Raw genomic sequence first — 19,957 nt, forward strand, 5'->3', positions numbered from 1 at the left:
AATAAAAACGTCATTTTTCTTATAGTCTATTCATGAGAATTTATGATATTTAAAAGGGTAAAGGTTTAAAATGTACTCTATATACTTTTTTCAGAAACACTAGGTTAAACAAATTTTCTGAATATTAAAAAGAATTGAGGTTATTATTTATGGACGAGCAGCAGTTAGACAAGTCCTTTTTAGGTCAGCCAAAAGGATTGTCTACACTCTTCTTTACTGAAATGTGGGAAAGATTTAGTTATTACGGTATGCGGGCAATTCTACTGTACTATATCTATGATACGGTTGCAAACGGCGGTTTAGGGTTACCCAAGGAAACTGCTTTGGCGATCATGTCGATATATGGCTCCCTGGTTTTTATGTCCAGTATTGTTGGCGGTTGGATTTCTGACCGAGTGTTAGGTGCTAGAAAAACAGTTTTCTTCGGCGGCGTATTTATTATGGTCGGTCACATCGTTCTAGCGACGCCGTTTGGCATTGCGGCATTATTTCTTTCTATCCTACTGATCGTAATCGGTACAGGGATGTTAAAACCGAATGTTTCTGGTATGGTTGGACATCTTTATTCAAAAACAGATACGCGCCGAGATGCTGGTTTTTCTATTTTTTACATGGGCATCAATATTGGCGCATTACTGGCGCCCTTCGTTGTTGGAACATTAGGTCAAACCTATAATTATCATGTTGGATTCTCTGTAGCTGCATTTGGAATGTTTTTCGGTCTAGTGCAATATTATTTGCAAGGAAAAAAGTCATTAGCAAATATTGGTTCAAAACCGACCAATCCGATTGACACAGAAGAACGGAAAAAGTTTATCCGCTCGTCATTGATTGCTCTTGTTTTTGTGATCGTTCTTTTTGGCGGCGCCTTTATGATGGGCCAATTAACAATTGGCTTTTTTATCAATAGTGTAAGTGTCTTGGGCATTTTGTTACCTGTCTACTATTTCATTAAAATGCTAACATCTAAAAACGTAACCGCAGAGGAAAAACCGAGAGTGCTAGGCTATATTCCATTATTTTTAGCTGGTATCGTTTTTTGGTCATTAGAAGAGCAAGGCTCTTCAATTTTAGCATTATTTGCGGACGAACGGACGAATGATACATTATTTGGCTTTTCCATCGCTCCTAGTTGGTTCCAATCTTTAAATCCAATTTTTGTAGTTGTTTTAACACCTGTTTTCGTAACGTTATGGACAAAATTAGGAAAGAAACAGCCTTCAACAGTTGTCAAATTTTCATTAGGATTGATCTTTGCTGGTCTATCTTTTGTTCTTTTGATGTTTCCTGGATTACTTTATGGCACCAATACAAAAGTTAGCCCTTTGTGGTTATTCTTTAGTTTCTTCGTTATGATCGTAGGCGAAATGTGTATTTCTCCAGTAGGTCTTTCGATCACAACAAAGCTTGCTCCTAAAGCTTTTGAATCGCAAACTGTCGCAATTTGGTTACTGGCAGATGCCGCTTCACAAGCAATCAATGCTCAAATCGCACGTTTTTATACACCTCAAACCGAATCTGCTTATTTCGGTATCGTAGGAATCGTAGCAGTGATTGCTGGTATTTTATTGATTCTTTCAAAGAATCCAATCAAAAAATTAATGGGATCTATCCACTAAAATAAAACAGTTTCTAGAAAAGCCTACTTCAAATTGGCTTCGCTAGAAACTGTTTTTCATTCTACTATTTCAGTTGTTTTTCTTGTTTCATAATCGTTATTTTTAATAGCAATGGGGCAATAATCGTCGTCGCAATAATAACGATAATAACAGAAGAATAATACTCTTCCGAAAGAAAACTTGAGGTCAATCCTACTTGGGCAATGATTAACGCCATTTCACCTCTAGAAACCATTCCCGATCCAATAATCATCGTTGATATCCCTTTGAATCCGGTAACCCGAGCACCTAATGCACCTCCTAATAATTTCGACAAGACCGCTGTGATTGTTAACACTAAAATAAACACGAAATGTTTTGACATTCCTGAAAATGTCATATTTAAACCAATAGAAACAAAAAACATCGGAATAAATACCGCATAGCCAATCGTCTCTAATTTCTCATCTACTTGATTACGATAATCGGTCTGTGCAATTGCTACTCCTGCAAAAAACGCACCGATGATCGCCCCCATATCCAACATTTCTGCAAAATAAGCGAAACCCAAACAAATAACTAAAGAAATAGCCGAAACAGCTTCAATCGCAATCAACTTTTTACTCAGATTCAATAACCAAGGAACTAACCATTTGCTGGCCGCAAAGATTACGATAAAAAAGAAAACTTTTAACAGTAATACTTCCCACATTGGTAAATTTTCTCCTGGTGTAGACCGATTCATCAAGCTTAACATGATCCCCAAAATCAAAACCACAACGATATCATCCACAACTGCAGCACCAAGAATCGTCGCCCCTTCTTCGCTATCTATTTTTTTCAAATCTTTTAACACTTGAACAGAAATACTCACAGATGTTGCACTAAACAAAACCCCTAGAAAAATTGAATTTTGCATTGAAAATTGAAAAATTTCTCCCGCACCAAACCCCATTGTAGCAGGAAATATAATACCCAAAAGTGCTACGGATAAGGCTGGTCGCCAATATTTCTTTAATAATGCCAAATCACTTTCCAAGCCTGCAATAAACATTAAAATAATCACACCAATTTCAGAGAAATAATGCATAAAATCATCTGACTTGATCCAACCTAATAATGCGGGGCCGATCAAAATACCGACTAACAATTCCCCAATGACAGAAGGAATTCCCACTCGATTACAAAAATGCCCAGCTAGTTTTGTGAATAATAAGACCAGACACAACGTTAATAGAAAACCCATATTTCTCTCCCTTTCTCTATATAAAAATACATAAATTATTGTACCATGCCAACTAGATTTAGTAGTTACAGAAAGATTCCTATACTACAAGCACAATAAAAAACTGACAGATTGATTTCTCACCTGCCAGCTATTTCATTTATCTTATTTTGATGCACGTTTTAAATACGTACCTTCTTGCGTGTTGATTTCTAACAATTCATCTACTTCAATAAAATCAGGAACGTTAACGACTAAGCCTGTTTCCATGATTGCTGGTTTTCCTGAACCTGAAACCGTTGCACCTTTTATAGAGGGCTGTGTTTCTTTTACTTTCAAAACGACTGTTGTCGGCAACGTTACACCGATTACTTCTGATCCGTAAAATTGGATTTTTACTTCCATATTTTCTAAAAGATATTTTAATTCATATTCAATCACAGAAGTTGGAATTTCATATTGTTCATAGGTTTCTAAATCCATGAAGTTGGCTGTATCATCTTGGCTGTATAAATATTGAACTGGTTTGCTTTCAATAAAGGCTTTCTTTACTTTATCGTCTGGACGCATTGTTGTATCCGTTGTAGCACCTGTACGAACATCTTTCAACTTCATACGCATAACGGTATTTCCTTTACCAGGTTTGTGGTGGCTAGCATCCATTACACGGATTAATTTGCCGTCTTGTTCAAAGGTCATACCTGCTTTAAGATCACTTACTGCTATCATGTTATTTTCTCCTCTTTCTTTAAGATTCAACCGAAAAATCTGATCGAAACGTTAGTGTAGTATTCGCTATATCTAGTTCGCTCGGCTTCATTAGGATAGCGATTCTTCTAAAAAAAATCTTCTCAATCATTGTAGCAGATTACTTGCTGATATTCTAGGGAATACGCTAGTCTGATTTATTTTTTTGAGTTAAATCAAATTTTTGTGAATTTCAGCTTATTTCCGAAGCCTTCAACTCTTAGTCCTTTAGTACTTAGAATTTGATGTGCTTGAAGCGAAGCATAGTAGTTGCTTTTTTCTCGCCGTTTATTTGGATTTAGAGCGCGAAATAGAACTGATTTTTAGTTTTGTCCCACGTTCCTTACTTTAAAACCGTTCTTCCAAAGGACATAACTTAACACCGCCAACACAGCGCATTGGATCACTACTACAAGTATTTCTGACCTCAAATGATCCATACTATTATGACTTGCATGCCAGATGATTCCTAAAACAATGCTTTGGGTCATTATCGCTATTTCCGCACAAACTAGAGCAAATAGAAAAGCAAAAACAATTTGTGTTATCGTCATTTTCAAATCCGCTCCACTTAGCAAATTTAAAGCATGTCCAACGTTGAATAAGTAAGAAGACAAAATAATAGCAACACTACAGTTTCAATATAGAAACTATCTTCATATTGGACTTTAAATCGTTTTTCATTATTTTTACCCACCAAGTATGTTTCGGTATTTTCAATTTAGGCAATGGTTTTAGAAATTTTCTCGTTCATTTCATGTATATGAAATGAGACGTACTCTTCATGCACCTTTTCAATCATATCAATAATGATTTTCATGTTGGATTTCCTTTCATAACTTTTTGCTCATAGGATCCTACTACATTTTTTTAGTCGTCTTATATATATAGTTCGTGTACATCTTTTCAAAAATATTTTTTAACCACAAAAAAACCAAAGAACAAAAAATATTCTTTGGCTGCATTCCTTATCTACCTACAATAAACGTCAATTCACATTCACAAACTTTTTTGTCTTCAACAAAAGCAGTCGCTTTCCCGATTCCTACGTAATCTCTGATTTTTACGATTTCAAAATGTAATTTCAACACATCCCCAGGAACTACTTTTTGACGGAACTTCGCTTTATTGATTCCACCAATATAAGCTGTTTCTCCTTTAAATTGATCCATTTTCAAAATCAAAATTGAACCCACTTGTGCCAACGCTTCAATGATTAAAACACCTGGCATTGTTGGATTTCCAGGAAAATGACCTTGGAAGAATTCTTCATTGATTGTTACGTTTTTTGTCGCAATAATTTTTTTATCCGTGATGATTTCATCCACATAGTCGATAAAGCAAATTGGGTAACGGTTTGGAATCATTTCCATAATTTCTGTTGCATTCATTAATCTTGTCATTGTTAGTTTTCCTCCCATTTTTTCATACAAATAACGCCATTATGGCCGCCAAAGCCAAACGAATTACTAATCGCATATTCTGCTTGTACGGGGCGTGAACCTTCTGTTACATAATCTAAATCACATTCTGGATCTGCTACTTCATAACCTACTGTAGGATGTGCAACACCTTCTTGTAAGGTTTTCACACAAGCAATTGCTTCAATTCCTCCAGCTGCTCCTAAAAGGTGACCTGTCATACTTTTCGTGCTTGAAATTGGAATATCATAGGCACGTTCACCAAATACTCGTTTCAATGCTGCCGTTTCAGCTGCATCGTTAGCGGGTGTTGAGGTTCCATGAGCATTGACATACCCTACGGCAGAAGCATCAATTGCAGCTTCTGCTAACGCTAATTCGATAGCATCTGCCGCACCGCTACCATCTTTTAACGGCGCTGTCATATGACTAGCATCACAATTACTACCGTATCCTACGATTTCACCTAAAATCGTCGCACCACGTTTTTGCGCGTGCTCCAACTCTTCTAACATCAACATGCCAGCACCTTCGCCCATCACAAAGCCATGTCTTTCTTTATCAAATGGAATCGAAGCTCTCGATGGATCTTCTGTCGTATTCAATGCACTCAAAGCAGCGAAACCAGCAATACCGATTTCACAAATCGTCGCTTCCGTTCCACCTGTGATCATCATATCAGCCAAACCGTATTTGATTGTACGGAATGCTTCACCGATGGCATTCGTTGCAGAAGCACAGGCTGTAACGATTGTTTGAGACGGGCCTTTTGCACCTAATTTAATCGAGATATTCCCTGAAGCCATGTTCGCGATCACCATTGGTACAAAGAAAGGTGTTACACGTTTAGCTCCTTTTTTATCCATTACTCTGACTTGATCTTGTAATGTTGTCATACCGCCGATACCACTGCCGACAATTACACCAAAACGTTTAGAATCGATTGTTTCTTGTGTTAAACCACTCATATTCCACGCTTCCATCGCAGCAACTACCCCATACTGCGAAAATAAATCCATTCGCTTTTGTTCTTTGTGATCAAGAACTTCACTTGGTTCGAAGCCTTTCACTTCACCCGCAAGTGCCACACCTGTATCTTCAGAATCAAATTTAGTGATTTTAGCGATTCCTAATTTTCCATTGACTAGATTTTGCCAATACTCTTTTACCGTATTTCCTAAAGGAGTCACCGCTCCCATTCCTGTAATTACAACTCGTTTCATCGCGTACCTCCACCATTGTTTTGACTATCAAATTAAAAAAAACTTGACCGAGCAACACATTTTTGTTTAAATTTAAGTAAAATAGTTTGACTTTCAAAGTATTTTAGTTAATAATTCAGACATCCGATAAAATGTCTGTACAGGTGTTGCTTATTCGTTAGAGAATTTTTTATCATTCTCAACACAGATAATACCAGTTGCAATTTTATCCGTCAACTTAAATAAAATCAGATAGTTAGATTTTGTTAAGATGTGAGACCTTTTTCACACACTAAAAATAATTTTAAAAGGGGAAAAAACATATGTTTCTAAATAATAAAAAAGTCGTCGTGATGGGCGTAGCAAATAAAAGAAGTATTGCTTGGGGTTGTGCCAAAGCTTTGAAAGAGCAAGGCGCTGATATTATTTATACCTACCAAAACGAACGGATGAAAAAGCAATTATTAAAATTAGCTGAACCAACGGATCTGCTTGTCGAATGTGATGTTGCCTCTGATGAATCGATCGCTAAAGCTTTCCAAACGATCCAAGAAAAATACGATAAAATCGATGGGTTAGTGCATGCAATTGCGTTTGCTAACAAAGAAGAATTAGATGGCAATGTGAGTGATATCAGTCGTTCAGGTTTTTTATTGGCTCAAGATATCAGCAGCTACTCACTTTTAGCGGTCGCACATCATGCGAAACCACTGTTAAACCCAGGTTCAGGGATCGTTACAATGACTTATTTAGGTTCTGAAAGGGCCATTCCAAACTACAACATGATGGGCATCGCCAAAGCCTCTTTAGAGACTGCCGTAAAATATCTGGCTTATGAATTCGCAGCGGACAAAATCCGCGTGAACGGGATTTCAGCTGGCGCTATCAAAACACTTGCAGTAACTGGGGTGAAAGATTACGATCAATTGATCAAACTTTCAGAAGATCGAACGCCTGATAAAGCTGGTGTTACAATTGAAGAGGTTGGTAATACGTGTGCGTTTTTAGTTAGTGATTTAGCCGCTGGGATTGTGGGCGATATTATTTACGTGGATAAAGGCGTTCACCTTACTTAAAAAAATAAAGCTGAGAGAAAATTAAAGCTGCTTTCTCTCAGCCTTACCTTTTTATATAAATTTTGGGATATACCCACGATTGACTCTTAATATCAATTGTAAATCAAAATAATAATAGGGTAATTGTTGATTGATTGTGATCGTTAATGAACTCAACAAATGTGTTGTAACCAAGATCACAATTAACTGTAGCCAACTATTGGTAAAAAATTCATAGCTATGTACCAAACTCGCTGCCCACAAAATACATAATGGATGAATGAAGAAATAGTATTTTCCTAACGCTCTCAATCGCCTTACATTGATTCTCTCATCTACTTTGATAAACAAACTCCAGCAAAAAAGACAGCTGGTAAATGGAATGAGCATCCACATAAAATTCTTATCGATCCCAATATTCGAATAAACCGCAAGACCTTCTCCTATTAATAGAATCCCCGTAATGACCACAAGGAGTCCCAAATATTTTTGAGAAGATATAATTTTTTCTTGATGATCCCACAAAAAGAAGCCAACAGCTACAAATAGCAATGCAAAAAATAAGCCGTTACGAGTAGTGATAAATAAACTCAGATACTGATCAAAAAAAGCTTTCAACTGTTCGTTTTCTATATAAGCATAATACGTTTCTAATGAACCGAACGCATACAACAGTCCCGCCAAGCTAAATAAAACTAGATAACCTGTTTTTTTAAGCAACCATTGAACACAGAAAATGCCAAAAATCATAGCTGGAATATACCAAAGATGGTAATAGGTACCTGTATAAAACAAACCAGCAACTAAAGCGATCGGATACAATACCGGATTAAGTGAATAGTTTTCCTGAATCCACATCAGTCCCACTGGCAAATAAATCAGACTCCAAAATAAATACGATTTCGCTAATGATTTTACATAGTGCATTATGTAATCGGACGATCGGCTCTGTCCTCTTCTAACAAAATAACTAGCTGAGATCAAAAAATAAGGAACTGCAAATCGGCATAAAACATTCTTAAATAAATGATTGATTGCAGGATCTTGAAACACTCTTTCACAATGAAAGCAAATAACCAAAATTGCTGCGGCATATTTGACTAAATCAATTCCCTTAGTATCCATCTTCTTTACTTTGACTACTCTGTTGATACTTTCCATCCCCATACCAATAACTCCCCAAACTTTTTTGTTCTCTTGCGTTTAAGTATAACAAAGCTGATTTTATATTTTATCGGTACTGAGACTGATTTTTTGTTACAGCCCAAGTAATAGCCTTCTGTTGACTAATTTTCAATACTTTTTTCTAAAATAAAATCGTGTGGCATCAAGAAACATTGGTTAAAACAAAAAAGAGTGTGAGACAAAAGTAAAAAGCACTTTTGCCTCACACTCTTCCCCCTTCTACTAACACTATAAGAGACCTAAATATACTATAGTGTTCAGTTGCTGCCATAAAATAGCGGAATAATTTTTGCATTGCTGCGAATTGCCTCAACAGCTTCTTCTTCATTTTGCAACGCTAACGTTGTTTGAAATGCTTTGTCTACTTTCATCGCTATTGAGCTAAATTTCTCATGGTGCCAAATCTGATGTGCAACGTTTAACGATTCTACCCATAAATAATAGCTTTGGTCTTTGGTTTTGATATCAATCAATGTCACAAAATTACCGCCTACATTCCGAAAATATTTACCAAATTTTAGATTTATTTCTGATATATCATTTAGAGAAAATGTAGCTATTGGTTGCTCTACTGGGATATTTACGGCAATTTTAAACTTTCCTATCTGATCGATCGAAACCGTTTCATCCATAAAACTGCATAAACAATTTGCATACCCCATTAATTTTGAAAATGTAGCTCTAGGAAAAATGTCTTCTTCAATTTTTATAAACGTATTCACTCGTTTGCCCTCTGAAAATAGTGGTTGGATGTCTTGGACATAGGCACTGTAAAATGACGTACTGTTAATTCCCTGTTCCTTTTGATCCATATGACTTTGCCTTCTTTCTCTTCCATCGAACAGTCCCCTAAAGAAACCAAGCTTTTTACGTCCTAATAAAACATCCACACTAATCTTGAAATATTCAGAAAGCCTCACAACGTTTTCCAAATCTGGAAGGCTCTTTCCTAACTCCCATTTAGAAATCGTTTGACGTGAAATGTTCAAGTAATCAGCTAATTCCTGTTGCGAGATTTGTTGTTCTTGACGGAATTTTTTGATTTGTTTGCCAATTTCTACCGTCACTATAAGCCACTCCTTTTCTAACGTCTATTCTTTTTAACGCAAAAATACGTTGCTTTACTTGATTATACAATAAAGACTGATGCAACGGAACGTTGCGCGCTGATTTAATGCTATTTAACAGCGATTAAAAATAATCAAGTAAAAAACACTGCTACACTTATTTGGTTGAAGAAATGAATACAGAAACGTTTTTTCAATTAAAAGCAGACAATTTGTTACTTTTTTAGCATTTTTTTGCTAATTGAAATTGTGTAAGTTGTAATGCAACCCCTATTTTTTCAAGTTCAGCATAAATAGGCGTTTCCATCTCAAAATTAGCTAATTTGACGGTGTCACAATGTTCTTGTTCTTTTAAGGTGAGCAACATATCCAATATCAATGATCGGTCTTCGATCTTTAATAAATGTAATTGTTTGATGATTAACATTTTTTCGTCAGATTCTTCAGCTAAATTGAAACTAATTGAGCCAATTTTCGTTGTTCCTTGATAGATTTCATCGTTTCTATCTGAAAAAATAGAGCGGTTTTGCCAAGGTGTCCATTGCTTCTCGATTCCTGCAACTTCTTTAGAAGAAACTGATTTAAAGTGACATTCATTTTTTCCGCTACTCATGGTCGGAAAAACAATTTCGCCTACAGCCAGCTCGTTTACACATCGAAACCCTTTTGCTTCGTACAATCGTTTCGCACGTTCATTCGTTGCAATCACTTCAAGAATCAAATGCTCACAATAATTTTCCTTTGCCAATTTTTCTGCATAATCGATCAATTTAGACGCAACTTTATTTCTGCGATAGTTAGGAACTACAGCCATCCCACCAACCCACATCACTTTTGTTTTTTGAAACGTTTGAATCCCTAATAAAATGATGCCAACAAATTCTCCATCAACAGAAAAAACAGCTGAGAGTTTTTTTGAAAGGTTAAATGATTGAATTCTATGTTCTAAGGCCTCTTGGTCGACATGAATTGGTAATAGATAATCACTAAAACCTTGATTCCATGTTTCTACAACTTGTTGAAATGGGGCTTCTTCTATCGGTATAAACATATTGGTTCTCCTTTGATTTCCTTTGTTTCTTTAACTATAAACGATTTTAAAAATATTCATAGTTTTTTGGAAACAATTATATTATCAATGACAGGAAACGGCTTGTGCTTGTCAACTCCGTCACGAATCCCCTCACCGTCTAATGAAATGTTTATCCGCAACTGTGTAAACATGATCGGCAACTGGTAAGTAAAATTCCTCATCATTTGATATCAATAAAACACTGCCTCTAAATGCTTTTAAGGCGTCTTGCAACGCTTTTCTTGAGTCGACATCTAAATGATTAGTCGGCTCATCTAAGATCAGGAAATTGCTTGGTTGCATCGTTAAATCACACAATTTTACTTTCGATTGCTCCCCGCCACTCAGCATATAAAGATTTTTTGAAGCAATTTCACGTTTCAAGCCACATTTTGCCAATTCACGGCGAACATCTTCGTAGGTAAGCTTCGTGTATTTATTCGCCAGCGCTTCGATTGGTGTCCATTCGGTATTTTCCCATTCAATTTCTTGTGAATGATAGCCAATAACCACTTGCGGTGAAAAGTGAGCTTTTCCAGAGATCGCTGATACGGTTGAAAGAAGTGTCTTCACTAATGTAGATTTCCCGATACCATCAGCGCCAGTGACTACTATTTTTTCGCCTTTTTTCACTTGGAGATCACGTACGGTAATCAAAGACTCTTTATATCCTACCGTTAGTTCATCAATTGTCATAACATTTGGTGAACTTTGGGGCATTAATTTAAAAGAAAAATTCGATTTGATTTTCTTTTCCGGTTCTTTCAATCGATCCATTTTTTCCAAATGTTTCCTTCTTCCCTGCGCCATTTTCGTCTTGATACCAGCGATATTTTTTTGTATAAAGGCTTCGGTTTCTTTAATTTTTCGTTGTTGGGCGTCAAATTGGCTTTGGTAAGCTTCTGATAAATGTGCTTTTTGTTTTAAGAAATCGGTGTAATTACTATGGTATTTTTTGATCGAGCCAAAATCGATATCACAAATACACGTTGCAATATTGCTCAAAAAGTTTGTATCATGGGATACGATAATAAAGGCATTTTCAAACGCATTTAAATAATCTGTCAACCACTCGATATGTTCCTGATCTAAATAGTTCGTTGGTTCATCTAAGATCAAAACAGACGGTTTTTCCAGCAATAGTTTCGCTAGAATCACTTTTATTTGATCGCCACGGCTTAAAGAACTTAATGTCTGATCCGCATCGTTGATTCCAAGCCCTGTGATCGCTTTATTGATATCATTTTCTACTTGATAAAATCCTTTGATTTCTAATTGCTCCTGATAAGCGGCCGCTCTTGTCAATAGTTGATCGTCACCTGTTTCGCCATATGTTTCATATAGCGTTAGCATCTCTTTTTCTGTGTTAAATAATTCTTGGTAGGCCAACGTTAAAAATTCGTTAATGGTAAGTGATTGATCCATATCGACATACTGATCTAAATAACCTAAAGTCGCTGCAGGATTCCATGAGATCACGCCAGCATCTGGCAAGACAGTGCCTAAAAGCATCTTCAATAAAGTACTTTTCCCTGCGCCGTTTTTACCGACAATCCCCATATGTTCATTGCTTCTTAAGGTAAATGAGCTATTTTCATAAAGCTGTTTATCTGGTACTGCATACGTTAATTCTTTGACTTGTAATAATTCCATGTTATTTTTCCTCTTTCATGTTGGTTTCGTAGTTTTTTTACTAAAGAACATACAAAAAAGACCCATAGACAAAATGTCTTGGGCCTTTTAATCTATATATCCTTCAGTAAATAAGCAGACTAAATACATAGCAAACAAGTGCTATTTTTTTAGTATCCTAAATTTACTGATGAATAAGAAAAGCTCATAAGCTTTCCGATTAAGCTCCATACAACACTTCATCAAAAATAAGTTGTAGGGAGCTAAGAGTTGAAATATATAATACGTACATTTGAAACACCTTCCTCAGGGGCTACTCTACCATCTCGGGGGAAAATAGTCAAATCCAGATTAGTTATTACTCGAATTTTAGTCACTTATCCTTAACATAATAAGAGCTTTTTAAAAGATCGAATATTCATTCAACAAACCATTTTCCATTTCTTAAAGACTCGTTAGATCTATTAGTGATGTCTGTTCTTTTTCTCTACCTCAATACTTTTTTTTAAGTCTTTCAAAATATGTGATTTTTTAGGATCAAATAAAAAATTAACCAAAATAGCCATTAAAGTTCCTACCAGTGTTGCCAATATTCGCTGCAATACATAGTGTTCATCATTTACTGGTGCGATTAGTGTCATCGTTATTACAGTCATCACGGCACCTCTCACTGTGATTGGGCTTTTAACACCACCAGAAATGGTTACTGTAAAAAAGATGATGCATGGTATAAAAAACAATCTAGATACTACATCATTGCTTAAATGATTTTGAATCAGTAAATAAATAGTTCCAGAAAAACAACCAATCATAGTACCAAAAAGACGATATCTAGCAAAAATCCATGCATCAACCGTTTTCGAATGAATTCCAAATACGGCTGTACTTGACGAGATCATCATTAAACTTGTGTTGTCTTTACTCCCGACAATTGTATAAAATGCAATACACATAAATACAACTGTAGTCATTTTTATTGTTTTTAGCTCGATATAGCTTTTTGGTATTTTCAAGCTTTTCACCTTCTTTAACTTCTTTGTCCCAATATGTACAGTAAGTCACTCAACATAAATTTTTTGCCTCTTACTGTACATAAATTCAAAAAATTCCTTGTTAAAGATGAGTGACTCCATTCACTCATCTTTAACAAGGATACAGTAGTATTTATTCTTTTAACATGAGTGGTAATTTCACATCATATTGATGATCTACTGTTCCTAGATCCTTATCTTTTCCACCATATGTTCCATCAAATATTAAATGAATTTCTTTGATTTCATCAATTTTATCGATTTCTTTAAATTTGAAGAAGACATGTCCGTCTTTTTGCTCACCTTTTGCAAAAAAATCATCCCAATAATCATCGAAATGTTCTCCTTTTATTTCCTCATCATTTTCTAGAACTAAAGTTGCTTGATCTGGATGAATATGGATATCTTTGTTATCCTCATCATTGTGAAGTTTAAAATCTAACGCTAACAAGCCTTTGTAGTCTTCCCCTTCATCATCTTTATATTTTTCAACTTGGACAACTTTAGCTTTATCTATTGATAGCTCAACACCTGGCCAGCTATTATCTGACCAATCTGTATCATATTTTGCTTTATCAATAACAAGTGCATTCTTGTCTCCTATTTCGATTTGTTTAAATACACCATCTTCACTCAATGAATATGTATCTTCTTGGATCGAGCCGTCAGCTGTTTCCGATGAACTTACTAGCTCTTCGTTTATAATTTTCCCTTTTTGCTCAGAACATGCGCTAAGGCTTAATACGACAACCGTTGAAGCTACTACTAATCCTGCCAATTTAATCTTTTTCATAAACTGCACCTCTTTTGTTTTTTAATAAAATAGATCAACCTAATTTTCCTGTTTGAATTGCATAGGTAAAACACTTTTCACCCCTTCTTGTTGTATTTCTTTCTATTGTTCATCTCCTTCTATCATTATTATCCTTACTCCTTTTGCTAATCCTATTTTACATCTGATTATTTTCATTTTTTCTTAAATCCTGTCTGTTCATACGACTTAAATAGAACCCGCACTCTTTAAGGCCTGTCAGTTATCTACTAGTAAGAAAGTGAAAGCTAATAAGACTGTAGCTCTTCTTATTTATGATCTAAAAAAGAGAAAAAGCTTTATTTTTACGAACATACGTTTTATAGTAGTATAAAAGAAAAAGGAGTTTAAAATGAAATCATCCTTAACAACCCAAATGGAAGAAGTTCTTTATTATTATTGTCGGGAAAATGGAGATATTGTGGTAGAGGAAGTGACCATGCCAGAAGATCAAGGTATTGTTGATACACTGAGTTGTCGTTTGACTGCAGAGAATCAATTTGAATGGCGTTGTTATGAATTAAAGGTCAGTAAAGCGGATTTTCATTCAAAAGCAAAACTTTCTTTTATCGGGAACTATAATTATTTTGTCTTGCCAGTGGTTCTTTTTGAAAAAATAAAAGATGAAATCCCTAACCATATTGGTGTTATGGTCTATCATCAATATCTTACTGTAGAAGAGTCAATGTTACCAGGGTACTTTACAATTGTGAAAAAACCACAAAGACAAGAGCTTTTGGTCAATGAGCAAGAGTTGCTTTTTCGTTTGATCACAGCCCAAGCTAGAGAAGTCGGTAAAGCTAAGAAAACAGCACGAGGATTACGAGTGTTTTCAACGGAACAGTTATATAAAGAGTTAAAAAAAAGACAACCTGATTATGACTTATTCGGTGGCGGTGTGAACTTTTATGATCGCTTCACCGAAGATATTTGCGATCAAGCTGTCGAAGCTTTAAAAAATGAATTAGACGCAACACGCGAGGCTTATTTTGAATTAGAACAGCGTCTCTTGGAGGAAAAATAATGTATTATCCTTACTTTCGTGGCAAACAGTTTGATTTGCTTGCTTTAATAACATTAGTAGAAAAAAACTGTCTTTCTTCTCATATTCTACCAATTATTGAACCTGTTAAAAATTCTAATACGTTAAAAAAGTTAATTGACTTGTTTCAAAGAAAAAATCAGCCTTTCTATCTGATTCAAAATCCTCAGGCAGGTGAGTTTTTGACTGAAAGTGGACTTCTTTATCTAAACGCATTGTCTCTAGAAAAAGCAGTGATCGTAGAGCAACCAGTTGAAACCTTGAAAGAACAGCCTCAACTATTCGTAATAAACAACTCAACTCCAGCACTACAAAGTGATTGGCAAACTAATCAGACTAAGGTTCTGATACCAAAAGAATTCCGTTTGCTACAAAAAGTCAAAGGCGAAAAGATTCTTTCACAAGATGTTTTTACTAGATTACCTAAAATGAGTTTTTATGAAGAATGCTCGGATGAATTTTTTTCTGATACTCATTTGACTTTTCAGAAGAATGGCTTTGTTGGATTTAGTGATTTTTCAATCGACAGTCGTATCTACTACGAACATAGTTATCCTTCAAAAATAATGTGTTTGCATCTTGTTTACTTTGATCACGATACATTACGAATACATCATTTTCTTTCAAGTGAAGACGCTCCTACTCAAAAAGAAAAATTTTTTGAGCTCATGAATGAGGTGAGCAATTGGAAAAATAATTTATGCGGTGAAAAAGTAACTTTAGGAATTTCGTTGTTGCTTGAGGTCGTTTCAAAAGAAAAGTTTCCTGGTATGGGTGTTATGAGAAAAGCTGCTGTGATGCATCATATGGAACTAATGTCTCGTTATTTAAATAAGAAAGATGCATAGGAACTAGACTCTAGTTTCTACACATCTTTTTTGTTTAATGGCTATTTTTTCACTTAGGAGCGATGTAGTTCAATTGACTAGCCGTCACGCTATCTATTGTTCTTGAAGATACAATCCCTTCTCCTAGTACATTCATTTCTGAAATTTCGATTGTCCCATCTTCTTTTACTTGCTCCACAAACGCTACATGCCCGTATGTTCCATCGGCTCCTGCGACGCCTGGTTGAAAGGATACAGCAGTTCCAGCTGTTGGCACATTAGAGACTTCATATCCTTGAGCAATTCCTGTATTTCCCCAATCCATGCCATTTCCCATTGTCAATCCAATGGTACCGCCTAATTGGGTAATTCGATTATACACATATTGTGTGCAATTTCCTGATGCATAGCTATTCCCATTATCATAATTGACATTATTATATGGTTCAAAATCTCCGCCTACACTCAAAGTTGTATTTCCTTCTTGATCATACTGCGTAAGATTATATGTTTGGATCAGTGCATCTAGTTTTTGATTATAAAGAGTGTCTGTGGCATAGGTTCCTGTAAGAGCTTGTGTCGCTTCTTGGTAGTTTACTGTATTGCTTTTCCATGTCCCACTATAAAATTCGCTATATACTAGTTCTTTACCTTTCAGTAAAGCAGCATAATCTTCAAATGATTCTTTGTAACTTGGATATTGTCTGAATTGCTCTTGTGTTTGATAAAGCTCTCCTGAACCATTATCTTCGTTTGTGTAGAATAAGACACCTTGCGCTTCATAACTTCCTTTGATTCCAAACAAGTTAAAATAAGGAGCGCAACTTAATTCACTGTTCCCTGAAGCAGATTCTAAAATTGCTTGTGCTAACATAACAGAAGCATAAAGATCATTCTCTTTAGCTATCTGTCTAGCTTGTTCCCCGTTTTTCAAAACGAATGCTTCCGTTTCTTCATTTTTATTTAAAACAATAAACGCTTGTTCATTTAGTATTGGCTCTTCTAAATATCCTTCGGTTATGTACTCTTGCTCTAAACTATCATAGTTACTATCAACAGGTGTTTCTACAATTATTTCTTGATCATAATTACCGCTATCACCTTCTATTGTTTTAGGTAATTCTTGTGTTGCTTCAATGCTTTCTTCTCCCGTTGTAGAATTAGCCTGTTCACTTTCATCAGTTAACTCATTTGCAAGTACGCTTACTGGTAATGCCAATGCTAACTGGGTTGCTAAAAGAGTAGCAACAATTAATTTAGATGTTTTTTTCAATGATTTTTCACTCCAATTTTTTAATTAACGAACTCATTCATTTTTTGTTTATAGTGGCAGAAACTGGTGAATCCAAGGACTCAACTACGAAAGAGTTTGCTAAAATTGCCATGAACATATAACTGTCGATCAATTAGAAACTAGTTTAGAGAATCGATTCGTTATCCACTGTGTTTCATAGCAATTTTAGTTTAGCTCTTAAGATATCACTTCTATATTGTTATTTACTTAAACTTCATTTAGTACTATTTTCTATTAATGAGTAAATCCATGAACATGCGCAGCTGGTTTTTCATGGCACAAAATACGGGCATTATTCAACTCTTCGATACATTGTTGGAAGTCTCTAATCAATGCTGTGGCCATGTTTTGACCTAAGTCTGCGCGACATACAAAGCGTTGGATCACTTGATTGTCTAGATCATCTGGTAATGGGTATGCCGGAACTTGCCATCCTCTCATAAGTAAGCGGTCAGCGAGATCGTAAAGCGTCCATTCCACATCTGCCTCTTCTTTTAATGCATAACAGACGATAGGTAGGTTCGCACCATCATTGTAAATATCAAACAGACCTGTTTCTTCTACTGCTTTAGCAATACACACCGCACCTGATTTTGTGCGTTCTTGAATTTCTTTGTATCCATTAAAACCATAACGGTAGAAGTTGTAATATTGACCGATGATTTGGCTTGCACTTCTAGAGAAGTTAATCGCCATTGTTGGCATGTGGCCTCCTAAGTAGCTTACATCAAAGACTAATTCTTCTGGTAAATAATCTTTATCTCTCCAGATAATCCAACCTACTCCTGGGTACACTAAGCCATATTTATGACCAGATGTATTGATGGATACGACGTTTTTCAAACGGAAGTCCCACGCCAACTCGGGATTGACAAATGGTACAAACATTGCGCCACTTGCGCCATCCACGTGAATCACTAATTCGTGTTCATGTGTTTGATTGTAGGTTTCTGCTAGTTCATCTAAGGCTTTGATATCATCAAATTTCCCTGTATAGGTAATTCCTAAAATTCCTACAATCCCGATTGTATACTCGTCCACATAATCCATTACTTTATCGATATTCATGCTTAACTTGCCATTATCCATTGGCACTTCACGCATTTCTATGTCCCAATACACACAGAATTTTTCCCAACATACTTGATAGCCTGAGGCAATGATTAGGTTTGGTTTTTGTGCGTTTAGGTCTAAGCCGCGTTTTACGGCGTTATTGCGCCATCTGAATTTCATCGCCATGCCGCCTAACATACACGCTTCACTAGAACCAACAGTCGATGTTCCCATGATTCGTTCGCTGTCTGGCGCATTCCATAAGTCAGCTAAAATGTTCACGCAGCCTGTTTCTAATTCGGCTGTTTGCGGGTATTCTGATTTATCAATGGCATTTTTTTCCATTGTTTCTGACATCAATTTTGTTACTTCTGGGTCCATGTACGTTTGACAGAAGGTCGCTAGGTTTTGACGCGCATTTCCTTCATCAATTAATTGATCTTTGATTAAACGGTAAGCTACTTCTGGCTCTACGGATTCTTTTCTTAGTTGTTTCATCACTACTTCTTCATTTGATGCTTCTGTTCCAAATATAGGGGTCGTAAATTCTGGTTGTTTCGTCATTTCTTGTTTCCTCCATTGTTCTCTTTTTTATGTTTTCTTCTACTTGTTCGATTAGTTTAATGCTTTGATGGTTTCTTTCTTATCTGCTAAAAAGGTCACGGGTTTATCTACTTGTAGTAAATCGTCTGTGATCGTTACTTTACTGACTTGACAGTTATCGTAACAGTTGAAATAGTATGAACGTGTTTCGTTACACATCGTACCAACATATTGGGAGTAATCTTCGGTACCTTCTGCGGTCACGACAATCCCTTTTGGAATTCGAACTGTGGCTAAGATGTGGTAAGCGTTAGTAACACCACTTGTTTCATCTTTTGCTTGTGCTATATGTTCTTTGAAAAAGGCTGCTCGAACAAATCGTTCTGGCGGTGTGTAGCCTCCTGGTAAGCCTAATGTTCCTGTTCCTTGGGAGAAAGGAAGGGCTGTATAGTCTCCAAAGGTGGCTGGCGCAAATTGTTTTGGCTGCACATGTAAATAGTTACGTAGGTTTTCAACATGCCACTCAAAACAAGGGGTATTCGTCATCACGCCAACTGGATTTTCTTTGATTGTTAGCTCTTCTTCGGTTGGTTCAATGATCACGCAACGCCCTGTTTCGTCTGTAATAATCCAATGAAGAGGAGTAACAATATTTAACATTGGGGCTTTAAGTGCCACTAAATTGATTTCTTTTATTTGTTGTTCTACTTCTTTGATTGATGCACAATTTCCCAGCACCCATAAAATAAATTCATGTGGAGCTAAATTCTTTTTCTTTTCTTTTGCTTCTGTTGCGTAATGAACTTCTCCTGGTAGATACAATTCTGCGATGGATAAGCCTTTTTCATTGACTCCATCTGCGACGAAGTAAGCTTCTCCTAATAAACGTCCGGCTCCCACAAAGCCATAATCATTTCTATGGGTTACGTTTTCTGCCTCTGTTGTCCATGTATACTTTCTTGGCATATATAACGGGCTTGGGTCTAATGGAAAGGAGAAATCCATTGTTCTTGATAATAGATGTTGACCATCTTGTGTTTGTGTAAAAATGCTTGTGCACATAATGTCACGTCCTTTTCTTAGGGTTATTTTTTTTTTAATTGTTTTTCTTTACACTTCTTATTCTACTGCGTTTTTAGCTGTTTTCTTTTT

Annotated in this window: 18 protein-coding genes; 4 read left to right on the forward strand and 14 right to left on the reverse strand. The window is 36.0% G+C overall.

The genetic code is table 11. The features are described from left to right. The first annotated feature begins 149 nt into the window (after window positions 1-149). Entirely contained in the window at window positions 150-1,619 is a 1,470-nt protein-coding gene (locus AC4BBR_RS14825) for a peptide MFS transporter (protein WP_490460242.1), read from the forward strand. Between the two features lie 64 nt (window positions 1,620-1,683). On the opposite strand, the gene AC4BBR_RS14830 is transcribed toward AC4BBR_RS14825, so the two are convergent. The 5 genes from AC4BBR_RS14830 to fabF form a co-directional block, all read right to left on the reverse strand. Further along, window positions 1,684-2,844: a cation:proton antiporter gene (locus tag AC4BBR_RS14830; RefSeq protein WP_490460243.1), complete on the reverse strand. Its 1,161-nt coding sequence runs from the start codon at window positions 2,842-2,844 to the stop codon at window positions 1,684-1,686. A gap of 144 nt (window positions 2,845-2,988) precedes the next feature. Then, window positions 2,989-3,552, reverse strand: a complete 564-nt coding sequence (gene efp / locus AC4BBR_RS14835) for an elongation factor P (RefSeq protein WP_490460244.1) — start codon at window positions 3,550-3,552, stop codon at window positions 2,989-2,991. A gap of 341 nt (window positions 3,553-3,893) precedes the next feature. Then, window positions 3,894-4,187 (reverse strand): hypothetical protein, encoded by a 294-nt coding sequence (locus tag AC4BBR_RS14840; protein ID WP_490460245.1) that lies wholly within the window; start codon window positions 4,185-4,187, stop codon window positions 3,894-3,896. 351 nt (window positions 4,188-4,538) lie between these two features. Then, window positions 4,539-4,973 carry a 3-hydroxyacyl-ACP dehydratase FabZ gene (gene fabZ, locus AC4BBR_RS14845; RefSeq protein ID WP_010762460.1) on the reverse strand — a complete coding sequence of 145 codons (435 nt, stop codon included), beginning with the start codon at window positions 4,971-4,973 and terminating at the stop codon, window positions 4,539-4,541. Between the two features lie 2 nt (window positions 4,974-4,975). Further along, window positions 4,976-6,214 (reverse strand): beta-ketoacyl-ACP synthase II, encoded by a 1,239-nt coding sequence (gene fabF / locus AC4BBR_RS14850; protein WP_490460246.1) that lies wholly within the window; start codon window positions 6,212-6,214, stop codon window positions 4,976-4,978. 302 nt (window positions 6,215-6,516) lie between these two features. Here fabF and fabI point away from each other — a divergent pair, with 302 nt between their 5' ends. Further along, window positions 6,517-7,269: an enoyl-ACP reductase FabI gene (gene fabI, locus AC4BBR_RS14855; protein ID WP_490460247.1), complete on the forward strand. Its 753-nt coding sequence runs from the start codon at window positions 6,517-6,519 to the stop codon at window positions 7,267-7,269. Window positions 7,270-7,320: 51 nt separating this feature from the next. Here fabI and AC4BBR_RS14860 read toward each other — a convergent pair whose 3' ends face one another. The 6 genes from AC4BBR_RS14860 to AC4BBR_RS14885 form a co-directional block, all read right to left on the reverse strand. Continuing rightward, a complete protein-coding gene (locus AC4BBR_RS14860; protein WP_490460248.1) occupies window positions 7,321-8,415 on the reverse strand; it encodes an acyltransferase family protein in 1,095 nt (364 codons plus the stop codon). A 275-nt stretch (window positions 8,416-8,690) separates the two neighbouring features. Further along, the gene (locus AC4BBR_RS14865; protein WP_490460249.1) at window positions 8,691-9,500 is read right to left on the reverse strand and encodes a helix-turn-helix domain-containing protein; all 810 of its coding nucleotides are present in this window, start codon (window positions 9,498-9,500) and stop codon (window positions 8,691-8,693) included. Between the two features lie 223 nt (window positions 9,501-9,723). Continuing rightward, window positions 9,724-10,551 carry a GNAT family N-acetyltransferase gene (locus AC4BBR_RS14870; protein ID WP_490460250.1) on the reverse strand — a complete coding sequence of 276 codons (828 nt, stop codon included), beginning with the start codon at window positions 10,549-10,551 and terminating at the stop codon, window positions 9,724-9,726. A gap of 132 nt (window positions 10,552-10,683) precedes the next feature. Then, the gene (locus tag AC4BBR_RS14875) at window positions 10,684-12,225 is read right to left on the reverse strand and encodes an ABC-F family ATP-binding cassette domain-containing protein (RefSeq protein ID WP_490460251.1); all 1,542 of its coding nucleotides are present in this window, start codon (window positions 12,223-12,225) and stop codon (window positions 10,684-10,686) included. 443 nt (window positions 12,226-12,668) lie between these two features. Continuing rightward, entirely contained in the window at window positions 12,669-13,217 is a 549-nt protein-coding gene (locus tag AC4BBR_RS14880; RefSeq protein WP_490460252.1) for an FUSC family protein, read from the reverse strand. Window positions 13,218-13,368: 151 nt separating this feature from the next. Continuing rightward, window positions 13,369-14,028: a hypothetical protein gene (locus AC4BBR_RS14885; protein ID WP_490460253.1), complete on the reverse strand. Its 660-nt coding sequence runs from the start codon at window positions 14,026-14,028 to the stop codon at window positions 13,369-13,371. A gap of 370 nt (window positions 14,029-14,398) precedes the next feature. Between AC4BBR_RS14885 and AC4BBR_RS14890 the strand changes: the two genes are divergently transcribed. Then, window positions 14,399-15,070, forward strand: a complete 672-nt coding sequence (locus tag AC4BBR_RS14890; RefSeq protein ID WP_490460254.1) for a hypothetical protein — start codon at window positions 14,399-14,401, stop codon at window positions 15,068-15,070. Continuing rightward, complete coding sequence (locus AC4BBR_RS14895) at window positions 15,070-15,936, forward strand: sce7725 family protein (protein WP_490460255.1); 867 nt, start codon at window positions 15,070-15,072, stop codon at window positions 15,934-15,936. Before AC4BBR_RS14890 ends, AC4BBR_RS14895 begins: the two co-directional genes overlap by 1 nt. 49 nt (window positions 15,937-15,985) lie before the next feature. On the opposite strand, the gene AC4BBR_RS14900 is transcribed toward AC4BBR_RS14895, so the two are convergent. The 3 genes from AC4BBR_RS14900 to AC4BBR_RS14910 form a co-directional block, all read right to left on the reverse strand. Continuing rightward, complete coding sequence (locus AC4BBR_RS14900) at window positions 15,986-17,188, reverse strand: glucosaminidase domain-containing protein (protein ID WP_490460256.1); 1,203 nt, start codon at window positions 17,186-17,188, stop codon at window positions 15,986-15,988. 255 nt (window positions 17,189-17,443) lie between these two features. Next, a complete protein-coding gene (gad, locus tag AC4BBR_RS14905) occupies window positions 17,444-18,826 on the reverse strand; it encodes a glutamate decarboxylase (protein WP_490460257.1) in 1,383 nt (460 codons plus the stop codon). Between the two features lie 51 nt (window positions 18,827-18,877). Further along, entirely contained in the window at window positions 18,878-19,867 is a 990-nt protein-coding gene (locus AC4BBR_RS14910) for a choloylglycine hydrolase family protein (RefSeq protein WP_490460258.1), read from the reverse strand. Window positions 19,868-19,957 lie beyond the last annotated feature (90 nt).

The sequence above is a fragment of the Enterococcus sp. AMC1251 genome (assembly GCF_058216535.1).